Consider the following 12,529-nt stretch of genomic DNA (forward strand, 5'->3'; position numbering starts at 1 on the left):
TACATCGGTTGCGCATCCACGCCAAGGATTGCTCAACCCTGACGCTTTGAGATGGGGTGACGCCAATCGCCCCGTGGAGCAGGAGATTTATTGACCATGGCACGTATTGCGGGTGTTAACATCCCGACCAACAAGCGCGTAATCATCGCGCTCACCTACATTCACGGCATCGGCCGCAAGACCGCCGTCGACATCGCCACGAAGCTGGGTATCGACCACAGCCGCCGCGTGCAGGACCTGTCGGACGCCGAAGTGCTGCAGATCCGTGAAACGATCGACGCCGACCTGACCGTCGAGGGTGATCTTCGCCGCAACACCGCGATGAACATCAAGCGCCTGATGGACCTGGCCTGCTATCGCGGCCTGCGTCATCGTAAGGGTCTGCCGGTTCGTGGCCAGCGTACGCACACCAACGCCCGCACCCGCAAGGGCAAGGCCAAGGCGATCGCAGGCAAGAAGAAGTAAGGGTCTGAGGGCGGGCTTTCCAGTCTCGCCCTCCCGGCTTCTTTTATCAGCATTTCGAGTAGGATAGAGCAAAATGGCACGCGAACCCCAGCGCATTAAGCGCCGTGAGCGCAAGAACATCTCGGCGGGCGTGGCACACGTCAACGCCAGCTTCAACAACACCATGGTGACCATCACCGACGCCCAGGGCAACGCGATTTCCTGGTCCTCGGCTGGCATGATGGGCTTCAAGGGCAGCCGCAAGTCGACCCCGTACGCCGCTCAGGTGTGCGCGGAAGATGCCGGCCGCAAGGCCGCCGAACATGGCGTCCGTACCCTGGAAGTCGAAGTCAAGGGTCCGGGTTCGGGTCGTGAATCGGCCCTGCGCGCCTTGCAGGCCGTGGGTTTCCACATCACCTCCATCCGCGACGTGACGCCGATCCCGCATAACGGCGTGCGTCCGTCCAAGCGCCGCCGCGTCTAAATTCGGCTGAGCGATATGGCGGGCGGCGGACGCGCCGCCCGTTACCCGTCTGCATCGGCCGCAACGTCCTGTCGGGTCCAGGATCATAAGCGTTTCGGCCACATCCCCAGGGGAATTACATGACTGTCAACATGAAGAACTGGCAGGAATTGAAGAAGCCCAACGCGCTGGAAATCAAGCCAACCAGCGACGGCAAGCGCAAGGCGACCTTCGTCGCCGAGCCACTAGAGCGCGGCTTCGGCCTGACGCTTGGCAACGCGCTGCGCCGGGTTCTTCTTTCCTCGCTTCAGGGCGCGGCGGTCACCTCGATCAAGATCGAGAACGTCCTGCATGAATTCTCGTCGCTCGCCGGCGTGCGTGAAGATGTCACCGACATCGTCCTCAACATCAAGCAGGTCGCGCTGCGGATGGAAGGCGATGGTCCCAAGCGGCTCCAGCTGTCGGCCACCGGCCCGGCCGTGGTCAAGGCTGGCGACATCAGCGTTGTCGGCGACATTGAAGTGATGAACCCGGACCTGGTGATCTGTCACCTCGACCAGGGCGCAACGCTGAACATGGAACTGACCGCGGATGTCGGCAAGGGCTATGTCCCCGCTGTCGCCAACCGTCCCGCAGACGCGCCCATCGGCCTCATTCCGATCGACGCGCTCTACTCGCCGGTTCGTCAGGTCGCCTACAAGGTGGACAACACGCGCGTTGGCCAGGAACTGGACTATGACAAGCTGTCGCTGACCGTCGAGACCGACGGCACCGTCACGCCGGAGGACGCGGTCGCTTTTGCCGCGCGCATCCTGCAGGACCAGCTCCAGCTGTTCGTCCATTTCGAGGACGCGCTGCCTACCGCCGCACCGTCGCAGGGCGGCCATGCGGTCGCATCGGCTTCGGAAGGCGAAAGCGACACCAACCAGATCAACCGCTACCTTCTCAAGAAGGTGGACGAGCTGGAACTGTCGGTCCGCAGCGCCAACTGCCTCAAGAACGACAACATCATCTATATCGGCGATCTGGTCCAAAAGACCGAAGCCGAGATGCTGCGTACCCCCAATTTCGGCCGCAAGTCGCTGAACGAAATCAAGGAAGTGCTGTCGTCCATGGGCCTGCGCCTGGGCATGGACATCCCCGGCTGGCCGCCTGAGAATATCGAGGAAATGGCCAAGAAGCTCGAACAAGAGCTGCTCGGATAAAAAGCTCCGTCATCCCCGCGAAGGCGGGGACCCATCTCCCGGCCTTGCGCTTGGGGATGGGTTCGGAGATGGGTTCCCGCCTTCGCGGGGATGACGAACAAATGGCGGCCACGTCACCGCCTGGTCTGGGCTACCTGAAACGGGCCCTTAACGAACGAAGGAATGAAATATGCGTCATAGAATGGGTCAACGTCGTCTTCAGCGCGCCACCGGCCACCGCGTCGCCCTGCTGCGCAACCTCGCCGCCTCGCTGATCAAGCATGAGCAGATCCTGACCACCACGCCCAAGGCGAAGGAACTGCGTCCCTATGTGGAAAAGCTGATCACGCTGGCGAAGAAGGGTGGCCTGTCCAACCGTCGCCTGGCCGACGCCCGCCTGAAAGACGATGCGCAGCTGGCCAAGCTGTTTGAAGTTCTGGCCGAGCGCTACAAGGATCGCAACGGCGGCTATACCCGCGTGATCAAGGCCGGCATCCGCGCGTCGGACGCCGCGCCGATCGCTATCATCGAACTGGTCGACCGTGACGTCAGCGCCAAGGGTCAGGACAGCGGCCCGGTGCAGACCGCCGACGAGGATGAATACGAAGCCGCCTGATTGGTGCGGTCCTCCTGAAGGGGACTGGATGCTTTACCGACAGGCCGTGGCTCTTTAGGAGCCACGGCCTGTTTTGTTTGATAAAAAGAGACGGAAAGAGGATGCGCGTCACGGCTCGCTTGTTCCTGCTGCCGCTGCTGCTGGCGGCCAGCCCGGTTCTTGCCGGGCCGGAGGCGGCTGTCATCGACGCGGCCGGACAGGGCTTGCGCTATCCGGTCGCGAAGCGCCTTGATCTGGTCGAGGATCATTTCGGCGTGAAGGTCGCCGATCCCTATCGCTGGCTGGAAAATGACCTGCGCGCAGACCCCGCGGTGCGGGAATGGGTTGCTGAGGAAAATGCGCTGACCCGCCGCTATATTGACGGATTGCCTGGCCGCGCGGCGCTCAAGAAGCGAATGCAGGCGCTCCTCTCGCATGGCCGCTACACTGTCCCGCGCAAGGCGGGCGGGCGCTATTTCTACGGCTATAATAAGGGCCTCCAGAACCAGACCCCGCTCTATGTGCGGGAAGGGCTGGAGGGACCTCAGCGTTTGCTGATCGACCCCAATGACTGGGCGAAGGACGGGGCAAGTGCGCTGGCCGAATGGACACCTTCGCCGGACGGACGCACGCTGGCCTTCGCAGTGCAAGAGGCCGGGAGCGACTGGCGGACGCTGCGGCTGCTGGAGGTGGACACGGGCAAAGTGCTGGACGACCGCATCGACTGGGTCAAATTTTCGACCCTTGCCTGGGACGGGCGCGGCGAGGGCTTCTTCTATTCCCGCTACCCCGCGCCGCAGGGAGACACGGCTTTCCGGTCCGCCAATGAGGATCAGCAGCTATTCTATCATCGCGTTGGCACCGCGCAGGCACAGGATCAGCTGATCTACGCCACGCCCGACCGCCCGAAGCTGAGCCATACCGCGCAGGTCACCAATGACGGACGCTGGCTGGTGATCAGTTCCTTCGAGGGGATCGATCCGCGCCGCGAAGTCCATGTCGCGGCGCTGGACGGCGGGCCAGTAAAGCCACGCCGGCTGGTCAAGGGGCCAGTGCAGGACTGGCGGCTGATCGGCAGCCGGGGATCGACCCTCTTTTTCATCACAGACGATCATGCGCCCCGATTGCGTGTGGTGACGCTCGACGCGGCGCAGCCAAGGCGCAAGCCGCAACTGGTGGTCGCCGAGCGCGCCGATGCACTGGCGGGCGGGTCGCTGGTCGGCAACCGGCTGATCCTGGCCTATATGACGCAGGCCGAAACCATTGCCGAACTGGTCGAACTGGACGGGCGCAAGGTAGGCGATGTACCCTTGCCCGGCATGGGGACGGCAGCTGGCTTTGGCGGGCGCGATGGCGACCCGGAGACATTTTTCAGCTTTTCGGGCTTCACCACCCCGTCCAGCATCTACCGCTTCGATACATCCACCCTGCAAAGCCACCTGTTCGCGCAGCCCGACCTGCCCTTCAACCCCGATGATTTCGGGGTGGAGCAGATCAGCTATGTGTCCAAGGATGGCACCCGTGTGCCGATGACGGTGATCCGCAAGAAGGCGCTGGCCGACAGGGCGATCGCGGCGCCGACCATCCTTTACGGCTATGGCGGCTTCAACATCAGCCTGACGCCGGGCTATTCGGCGACACGGCTGGCCTGGCTGGAGCAGGGCGGGGTCTATGCCATCGCCAATCTGCGCGGTGGCGGCGAATTCGGCAAAGCATGGCATGAGGCCGGACGTGGCCCAAACAAGCAAAATGTGTTCGACGATTTCATCGCCGCGGCCGAATATCTCAAGGCCAACGGCTATACCACGCCCGACGGGCTGGCGATCGAGGGCCGCTCCAATGGTGGCCTGCTCGTCGGCACAGTGGTCAACCAGCGACCCGACCTATTCGCCGCTGCCCTGCCTGCCGTGGGCGTGATGGACATGCTGCGCTTTGATCGTTTCACCGCCGGGCGCTACTGGGTCGATGATTATGGATCGCCGGGCCGGGCGGAGGATTTTCCGCTGCTTTACGGCTATTCGCCCTATCACAACATCCTGTCGGGCAACGATTATCCCGCGATCCTGGTCACCACCGCCGATACCGACGACCGGGTGGTTCCCGCCCACAGTTTCAAATATGCCGCTGCCCTGCAGGCTGCGGACGTGGGCAGCCGACCCAGGTTGCTGCGTGTCGAAACCCGCGCGGGCCATGGTGCAGGCAAGCCGATCGACAAGCTGATCGACGAATATGCCGACAGCTATGCCTTTCTGGCGTCCTTTACGGGGTTGAAGATCAGCACCGATCCGCGATAATCGTTCAGCCGCGCGACAGCCGGACGCGGATAGAGACCGTTTGACCGCAGGAGATAGACATATGGGCAAGACGCGCTGGATGACAGGATCGCTGGTGGGGCTGGCTCTGCTGGTGGGCAGCATCGCTCCGGCGCAGGCGCGTCCGCGCTATGATCGGGGCCATGATCGGGGCTGGGGTCATCACCATCGTGATCGCGGCAATGGCTTTGGTTTCGGCGATGCCGTCGGCGTTGCCGCTTTGATCGGTGCGGTGGCGATCGTCGCCTCCTCCATGTCGAAGGACAAGAAGGCTGCGCGCAATAGCGACGATGCCGCACCCCCGCCCGCCAACGACACTGACTATGGCGCGGATGTCAGGCGCGACGATGATTTTTCCGATATTGCCTCGGCCAATGGCGCTCAGGACCAGATGACCGATGCCTGCGCGGTCGCCGCGCGTGATGAGGCGCAGGGCCAGAATGGCGGCTATGCAGAGGTGCGGCGCATGGATGAACCGCGCGCCGCGCAGGACGGCTATAATATCGACGGCGAGGTTGAATCCCGCGCCAGTTATCGCGCCCCCACCGGCACCACCCGCCGCTTCACCTGCTCGATCAAGGATGGCCGCGTGGCGCAGGTCTATCTGAGTCGCGATGTCGTGATGCAATAGGCCGCAGCGATGCATCGCCATCCTCCGTCGCGCCATGTCCTGGCCTTTGGCCTGGCGGCGCTGGCGGGGATGGTCGATGCCTTGGGGTTGCTCAAGCTGGGCGGGTTGTTCGTGTCCTTCATGAGCGGCAATTCGACCCGGATGGCAGTCGGCATCGCGACCGAGCCGACGCTGGCATGGGCGGCGATCGGGCTGATCGGGGCATTTGTCGGCGGGGTATTTGCCGGTGCGTTGCTGGCGCGGGCCGCCGGGCGATGGCGCAAGCAGGCCGTGCTGGGACTGGTGCTGGCGCTGTTGACCATGGCGGCATCGCTTGCCGGATCGGCTGGCGACGGCTTGACCCTGCTGATGGCGGCGGCGATGGGCGCGGTGAACAATGTGTTCCAGCGCGATGGCGAGGTGAGCATCGGCGTCACCTATATGACCGGTGCGCTGGTGAAGCTGGGGCAGGCACTGGCCAGCGCCGTGGCCGGTGGCCCGGCTCTTGGCTGGCTACCCCATTTATTGCTTTGGCTGGGCCTTGTCGCGGGGGCCGTGGCTGGCGCTTTGCTATTTGGACGGATGGATCTTGGCGCATTATGGGTCGCTTGCGGCTGGTGCGTGCTGTTGCTGGCGTGGAGCCTCTGGTTGGGACCGTTGCCGCGCGCCGGTCGCTTGGCATGACCGCTCAACCGCTCTAGGCGGTGTCCCATGCCCGCCACGCTCCTCCCCCGCCGCAACGCGGCCATTGCCTTCATTCTGGTGACGGCGCTGCTCGACGTCATGTCGATGGGGATCATCATCCCGGTGCTGCCGCAACTCATCGAATCGCTGTCCGGCTCCAGCAGCGCGGCGGGCCTGTGGAATGGCGTGTTCGTGGCGCTGTGGGCGGGGATGCAGTTCATCTGTTCGCCGATCATCGGGTCACTCTCCGACCGGTTCGGGCGGCGGCCCGTCATCCTCGTGTCGGTATGTGGCCTGGCGCTCGACTATGTGCTGATGGCACTCGCACCCAATCTATGGTGGCTGGCGCTGGGGCGGATATTGGCCGGTGTCACCTCGTCCAGTTTCACCTCTGTCTTTGCCTATATGGCCGACATCACCCAACCCGAAGACCGCGCGCGCGGTTATGGCCTGATCGGCGCAGCGTTCAGCGGCGGCTTTGTCGCCGGGCCGCTGCTCGGCGGCATACTGGGCGAGATTTCGTTGCGCGCGCCCTTCTGGGCGGCGGCGGGGCTGTCGGGACTGGCGTTCCTCTATGGTGTGATCGTCCTGCCCGAATCGTTGCCGCGCGAAAAGCGGATGGCCTTCTCCTGGGGCCGCGCCAATCCGTTCGGCGCGCTCACCCTGCTACGCTCCCACCCGGAGCTGTCGAGCCTGGCAATCGTCAATTTCCTGCTCTATTTTGCCCATCATCTCTTCTCTGCCGTGTTCGTCCTCTACGCCGGGGATCGTTATGGCTGGGGGGCGTGGCAGGTCGGCAGCCTGCTCGCCATGGTCGGGTTGCTCGATATGGGCGTGCAGGGCTTGCTGGTGGGACCAGTGGTCAAGCGGCTGGGCGACCGGGCGACGATGGTGACGGGGCTGGCCTTCGGTGCGGTCGGCATCGCCTGCATGGGGCTGGCACCGACCGGGTGGCTGTTCGTCGCCGCGATGCTGCCCAATGCGCTGTGGGGGCTGGCGATGCCAACGATCCAGTCGCTGATGACCCGGCGCGTGTCCGAATCCGAACAAGGCCAGTTGCAGGGCGCGAATAACAGCGTCGGCAGCATCGCGGGCATCGTATCGCCGCTCTTATTTGGCGGCGTCTATGCGCTGTCGGTCGGCGGCAATCCGATGCTGCCCTACATCGGCAGCGCCTTCCTGATCGCGGCGGTCGTTCTGGGCAGTGCGGCGCTGCTGGGATGGGCCGCGGGCCGCGGGCTGGAAGACGACGCGGCCTAGGTCGCGAAAACTGGACATATCGGGGCCGGGCGACTAACCGGGCGCGAATCCCTTCCACCGCTCGACATAAAGGCGATTCGATGACGCTGCCCCTTCAGGATTCCATCCTTATCGTGGACTTCGGCAGCCAGGTGACCCAGCTCATCGCCCGGCGCGTGCGCGAAGCGGGGGTCTATTCCGAAATCGCCCCGTTCAACAGCGCGGAACAAGCCTTTGCCCGGATGCAGCCCAAGGGCGTGATCCTGTCGGGCGGGCCATCCTCGGTCATGTGGGAAGACTCCCCGCGCGCGCCACAGGCCATTTTCGACGCAGGCGTGCCGGTGCTGGGTATCTGTTACGGTCAGCAGACGATGATGCAGCAGCTGGGCGGCAATGTCGAAGGCGGCGAGAGCGGCGAATTTGGCCGCGCCTTCATTGAGGTGAAGAAGCCCTGCGCGCTGTTCGACGGCCTGTGGGCGCCGGGTGAAAAGCATCAGGTGTGGATGAGCCATGGCGACAAGGTGACCCAGCTGGCCGACGGGTTCGAGGTCGTCGCCATTAGCGAGGGCGCGCCCTTTGCCGTCACCGCCAATGAAGCCAGGCGCTTCTACGCGACCCAGTTCCACCCTGAAGTCGTCCACACCCCCGATGGCGGCAAGCTGCTCGCCAATTTCGTCCGCCATGTGTGTGGGCTGGCGGGCGACTGGACCATGGCGGAGTTTCGGGCGACCAAGATCGCTGAAATCCGCGCCCAGGTTGGTTCCGGCCGGGTGATTTGCGGCCTGTCGGGCGGGGTCGACAGCGCGGTTGCGGCCGTGCTGATCCATGAGGCGATCGGCGACCAGCTCACCTGCGTGTTCGTCGACCATGGCCTGATGCGGTTGGGCGAGGCCGAACAGGTCGTCACCCTGTTCCGTGAACATTATGGCATCAAGCTTGTCCATGTGAACGCCGAGGATCGCTTTCTGGGCGGCCTTGCGGGCCTGACCGACCCGGAAAGGAAGCGGAAGTTCATCGGCGGCGAATTCATCGCCGTGTTCGAAGAGGAAGCCGCGAAGATCGGTGGTGCCGATTTCCTGGCGCAAGGGACGCTCTATCCCGATGTGATCGAGAGCGTCAGCTTCACCGGCGGCCCCAGCGTGACGATCAAGTCGCACCACAATGTCGGTGGGCTGCCCGAACGCATGAACATGAAGCTGGTCGAGCCCTTACGCGAACTGTTCAAGGATGAAGTGCGCGTGCTGGGCCGGGAACTGGGCCTGCCGGAGATTTTCGTGGGTCGTCATCCCTTCCCAGGTCCGGGCCTTGCCATTCGCATCCCCGGCGAAGTGACCAAGGAGCGGTGCGATATCTTGCGCAAGGCCGATGCGGTTTATCTGGAGGAAATCCGCAACGCGGGCCTTTACGACGCGATCTGGCAGGCCTTTGCCGTGCTGCTCCCCGTCCGCACCGTGGGCGTCATGGGCGATCTGCGCACCTATGACAGCGTCTGCGCGTTGCGCGCAGTTACGTCGACCGATGGCATGACCGCGGACATCTACCCGTTTGATGCCGCTTTCCTGAGCCGCGTCGCGACCCGGATCATCAATGAGGTGAAGGGCATCAACCGCGTCGTCTATGACTATACGTCCAAGCCGCCGGGAACCATTGAGTGGGAATAAGTCGCTGCAGCGGTGGAGGCTGACATGATCAGCGCCGATCTCGGCCACCCCGTCTATCGGGACATGCCGACCACCATTTTCGAACATATGTCGGCGCTGGCGCGTGAGACCGGGGCGATCAATCTGGGGCAGGGTTTTCCCGATGCGCCGGGCCCAGCGGACATTTTGAACGTGGCGGCCGATGCGCTGCTGAGCCGCTCCAACCAATATCCGCCGATGGCCGGCCTGCCGGAATTGCGCGCGGCGGTAGCGGGCCATTATGCGGCGCATCAGGGGCTGGCGTTGACCGCGCAGGAGGTGATCGTCACATCCGGCGCGACCGAGGCGATTGCCGCGACCTTGCTGGCGCTGGTGCAGCCGGGCGATGAAGTGCTGTTGCTGGCTCCGCTCTACGACGCCTATCTGCCGCTGATCGAGCGGGCGGGCGGCGTGGCGAAGGTCGTGCGGCTGACCCCGCCGGAATGGCGGATTACGCAAACGGCGCTGGAGGCGGCGGCGTCGCCACGCACCCGCTTCCTGCTCATGAACAACCCGGTCAATCCCACTGGCATCGTCCTGCGTGAGGGCGAGCTAGCGCTGCTGGCGCGTTTCTGCGTCGATCGCGATCTGATCGCCATTTGTGACGAGGTGTGGGAGCATCTGACCTATGATGGCGTGCGCCATCATCCGCTGATGGCACAACCGGGGATGCGTGAGCGGACGGTGAAGATTGGGTCGGCGGGCAAGATATTCTCGCTCACTGGCTGGAAGGTCGGCTGGATGTGCGCCGCCCCGCCGATTGCGACGTTGCTGGCGCGGGCGCACCAGTTTTTGACCTTCACAACCCCGCCCAACCTGCAATGGGCGGTCGCCAAGGGGCTGGCCAAGCCGGCCTTATGGTTTGACGCGATGCGGGCGGACTATCAGGCGTCGCGCGACCGGCTGGTGACGGGATTGACCGATGCAGGATTCGTCCTGCTGCCCAGCCAGGCGACATGGTTTGTCTGCGTCGATCTGCCCGCCAGTGGCATCGCCATGGATGACGTCGCCTTTTGTGAACGCATCGTACATGAGGCCGGGGTGGCGGCGATCCCGATCTCCGCTTTCTATCCCGACGAACCCGTCACCCATCTGGTCCGGCTGTGCTTTTCCAAGGCGGACGAAGTGCTGGATGAAGCGGTAGCGCGGCTGGCCGCGTTTCGCCAACGGGCGGTTGCGGCGGGTGGCGAAGGGCGCTAAGTTCCCTTTTCGTTCCAGAAGGGCTGTTCATGGAAATCCTGCCGATCCTGTTGATTGTCGTTGCGCTGCTGGTGGGACTCGGTGTCGGCTGGCTGTTGCGGGGCAAGGCGCTTGGGCCGTTGATGGCGGAAAAGACGGACCTTGTGGGTCGGTTGGACCTGACGACCAGCCAGCGCAACGCTGCGATCAGTGAGCTGGCAGTGGAGAAGGAGCGGGTCGCGCAAGCGGCAGCGGCGGCGCTACGGTTGGAGACGGCGCAGGCTGCCCTGACCCAGCGGCTCGACGCGGTGCAAGCCGAACGCGAGGCGGCGTTGCGCGAACTGGCGGCGCTCCAGTCCGATACGCAGGCGCGCGCGGAAGCGTTCGAGGCGCAGATCGTGGCGCTGCGCGATGCCAAGGAGCAATTGTCGGCCCAGTTCAGCGAGATTGGCGGCAAGCTGCTGGGGGAAGCGCAAAAGACTTTCCTCGACCGTGCGGACCAGCGTTTTGCCCAGGCGAATGAGAAGAGCGAGGCGCAGCTCAAGACATTGTTGTCGCCGGTGGAAACCACGCTCAAACGCTATGAGGAAGGGTTGCAGCGGGTCGAGAAAGACCGCGTCGGCAGCTATGCCGAACTGCGCGAGGCGGTGAACCAGGTCCAGCTGGGGCAGGGGCAGGTCCGCGACGAAACCGCCAAGCTGGTCAACGCGCTGCGCGCTGCGCCCAAGACGCGCGGCCGCTGGGGTGAGCAGCAGTTCAAGAATCTGATCGAGACGGCCGGGCTGTCCCCTTTCGTCGATTTCAGCGAGGAAGTGTCGGTCACGGTCGAAGATGGCCGTCTCAGGCCCGACTTCATCATCCGCCTGCCTGGCGACCAGCAGATGGTCGTGGACGTCAAATGCTCGCTGGTCGCCTATCTCAATGCCGTCGATCAGGTCGATCCGGCAATCCGCGACGCGCATATGGCCGACCATGCCCGCGCGATGCGCACCCATGCCGACGCGCTGGGGCGCAAGGCCTATTGGGAGCAGTTCGACAAGGCGCCCGATTTCGTCATCATGTATGTGCCGGGCGACAATTTCGTCACCGCCGCGCTGGAAGCGGACATGGACCTGTGGGAACGGGCGGCCAAGAACCGGGTCATCATTTGCGGTCCCGCGACCTTCCTGCCGCTGGCGCGCACGCTGGCGGGATATTGGCGGCAGGCCAAGTTGCAGGATCAGGCGCGGCAGGTCGGGCAACTGGGCAAGGAGCTGTATGAGCGGCTGGCGGCGGCGGCGGGATCGCTCAAAAAACTGGGCAACCGGCTGCATGGGGCGGTCGGTGACTATAACGCCTTTGTCGGCAGCTTTGAGAGCCGGGTGCTGGTGACCGGACGCAAGCTGCGCGACCTCAATATCGAGACGGGTGGCAAGGAACTGGAGGAACTGGCACCGGTCGATGCACTGGTGCGCGATCCGGCGTCGGCGGAGGCGCTGCGGGCGCTGCCGGATGCGGTGGAGTAGAATTTGCCTGCACACCGTTCGTTTCGAGCGTAGTCGAGAAACGCGGACACAGCGCAGCGTTTCTCGACTACGCTCGAAACGAACGGATGTTTTGTTAGCCGCCTGTCGTTGCCCCACTCGCCGCCCGCACACCCGCCCGGTTGCGGCGGGCGAGTTCGCGTTTCAGATCTTCCGGGCGCGGGGCGACGAGGAAGCCGAAGCTGACCGTGCCTTCCTTGGTTTCGACCACATGGTGCAGCCGGTGCGCCTGGACGATGCGCTTCATATAGCGGGAGCGGGCGACGTAGCGGTTCTTCACCCGCTGGTGGACGATGATGTCGTGGAAGCCCAGGTAAATCGCGCCATAGGCAGCAATCCCCGCGCCGCAGGCGGTGGCCAGATTGCCCCAGCCCCATTGCACGCCGCCCAGCAGCAGGATGATCGAGGGCAAAGCGAAGATCACGAAGTAGAGGTCGTTGGCTTCCCAAAACCCCAAGCGCGGACGGTGGTGACTGGCGTGCAGAAACCAGCCCGGCCCGTGCATCACCCAGCGGTGCATGACATAGGCAAAGCCCTCCATCGCAGCGACGGTGGCGATAAAGACTAGGGCAGGCAGCAGGATCGACATGGCATCCATATAGGCGGGCAGCGGCGAC

Annotated in this window: 12 protein-coding genes; 11 read left to right on the forward strand and 1 reads right to left on the reverse strand. The window is 64.1% G+C overall.

The features are described 5' to 3' along the window. Positions 1–96: 96 nt before the first annotated feature. The 11 genes from rpsM (at position 97) to ACODSR_RS07275 (ending at position 11,894) form a co-directional block, all read left to right on the forward strand. Entirely contained in the window at positions 97–465 is a 369-nt protein-coding gene (rpsM, locus tag ACODSR_RS07225; protein WP_006967373.1) for a 30S ribosomal protein S13, read from the forward strand. Positions 466–538: 73 nt separating this feature from the next. After that, a complete protein-coding gene (gene rpsK / locus ACODSR_RS07230) occupies positions 539–928 on the forward strand; it encodes a 30S ribosomal protein S11 (RefSeq protein WP_004208752.1) in 390 nt (129 codons plus the stop codon). Between the two features lie 119 nt (positions 929–1,047). After that, entirely contained in the window at positions 1,048–2,112 is a 1,065-nt protein-coding gene (locus ACODSR_RS07235) for a DNA-directed RNA polymerase subunit alpha (protein WP_006967377.1), read from the forward strand. Between the two features lie 169 nt (positions 2,113–2,281). Further along, positions 2,282–2,707: a 50S ribosomal protein L17 gene (gene rplQ, locus ACODSR_RS07240; RefSeq protein WP_026002152.1), complete on the forward strand. Its 426-nt coding sequence runs from the start codon at positions 2,282–2,284 to the stop codon at positions 2,705–2,707. Positions 2,708–2,808: 101 nt separating this feature from the next. Further along, complete coding sequence (locus ACODSR_RS07245) at positions 2,809–4,980, forward strand: prolyl oligopeptidase family serine peptidase (protein ID WP_489075089.1); 2,172 nt, start codon at positions 2,809–2,811, stop codon at positions 4,978–4,980. A 61-nt stretch (positions 4,981–5,041) separates the two neighbouring features. Next, positions 5,042–5,629: a hypothetical protein gene (locus tag ACODSR_RS07250; protein WP_489075091.1), complete on the forward strand. Its 588-nt coding sequence runs from the start codon at positions 5,042–5,044 to the stop codon at positions 5,627–5,629. Positions 5,630–5,638: 9 nt separating this feature from the next. Beyond that, entirely contained in the window at positions 5,639–6,292 is a 654-nt protein-coding gene (locus ACODSR_RS07255) for a YoaK family protein (RefSeq protein ID WP_489075093.1), read from the forward strand. Between the two features lie 27 nt (positions 6,293–6,319). Then, positions 6,320–7,552: a TCR/Tet family MFS transporter gene (locus tag ACODSR_RS07260; protein WP_489075095.1), complete on the forward strand. Its 1,233-nt coding sequence runs from the start codon at positions 6,320–6,322 to the stop codon at positions 7,550–7,552. Positions 7,553–7,632: 80 nt separating this feature from the next. Next, a complete protein-coding gene (gene guaA / locus ACODSR_RS07265) occupies positions 7,633–9,192 on the forward strand; it encodes a glutamine-hydrolyzing GMP synthase (RefSeq protein ID WP_489075096.1) in 1,560 nt (519 codons plus the stop codon). A gap of 24 nt (positions 9,193–9,216) precedes the next feature. Beyond that, positions 9,217–10,410, forward strand: a complete 1,194-nt coding sequence (locus tag ACODSR_RS07270; protein WP_489075098.1) for an aminotransferase — start codon at positions 9,217–9,219, stop codon at positions 10,408–10,410. A 29-nt stretch (positions 10,411–10,439) separates the two neighbouring features. Next, positions 10,440–11,894 (forward strand): DNA recombination protein RmuC, encoded by a 1,455-nt coding sequence (locus tag ACODSR_RS07275; RefSeq protein ID WP_489075100.1) that lies wholly within the window; start codon positions 10,440–10,442, stop codon positions 11,892–11,894. Positions 11,895–11,988: 94 nt separating this feature from the next. Here ACODSR_RS07275 and ACODSR_RS07280 read toward each other — a convergent pair whose 3' ends face one another. Beyond that, a complete protein-coding gene (locus ACODSR_RS07280; protein ID WP_489075102.1) occupies positions 11,989–12,501 on the reverse strand; it encodes a sterol desaturase family protein in 513 nt (170 codons plus the stop codon). Positions 12,502–12,529: the final 28 nt, after the last annotated feature.

The organism is Sphingobium sp. FG125, from assembly GCF_057809795.1.

Coding starts and splice junctions, on each gene's coding strand:
- rplQ (WP_026002152.1), top strand. CDS start 2,282: ATGCGTCATAGAATGGGTCAACGTCGTCTTCAGCGCGCCACCGGCCAC.
- ACODSR_RS07245 (WP_489075089.1), top strand. CDS start 2,809: ATGCGCGTCACGGCTCGCTTGTTCCTGCTGCCGCTGCTGCTGGCGGCC.
- ACODSR_RS07235 (WP_006967377.1), top strand. CDS start 1,048: ATGACTGTCAACATGAAGAACTGGCAGGAATTGAAGAAGCCCAACGCG.
- ACODSR_RS07260 (WP_489075095.1), top strand. CDS start 6,320: ATGCCCGCCACGCTCCTCCCCCGCCGCAACGCGGCCATTGCCTTCATT.
- guaA (WP_489075096.1), top strand. CDS start 7,633: ATGACGCTGCCCCTTCAGGATTCCATCCTTATCGTGGACTTCGGCAGC.
- ACODSR_RS07270 (WP_489075098.1), top strand. CDS start 9,217: ATGATCAGCGCCGATCTCGGCCACCCCGTCTATCGGGACATGCCGACC.
- ACODSR_RS07275 (WP_489075100.1), top strand. CDS start 10,440: ATGGAAATCCTGCCGATCCTGTTGATTGTCGTTGCGCTGCTGGTGGGA.
- ACODSR_RS07255 (WP_489075093.1), top strand. CDS start 5,639: ATGCATCGCCATCCTCCGTCGCGCCATGTCCTGGCCTTTGGCCTGGCG.
- rpsM (WP_006967373.1), top strand. CDS start 97: ATGGCACGTATTGCGGGTGTTAACATCCCGACCAACAAGCGCGTAATC.
- ACODSR_RS07280 (WP_489075102.1), bottom strand. CDS start 12,501: ATGTCGATCCTGCTGCCTGCCCTAGTCTTTATCGCCACCGTCGCTGCG.
- ACODSR_RS07250 (WP_489075091.1), top strand. CDS start 5,042: ATGGGCAAGACGCGCTGGATGACAGGATCGCTGGTGGGGCTGGCTCTG.
- rpsK (WP_004208752.1), top strand. CDS start 539: ATGGCACGCGAACCCCAGCGCATTAAGCGCCGTGAGCGCAAGAACATC.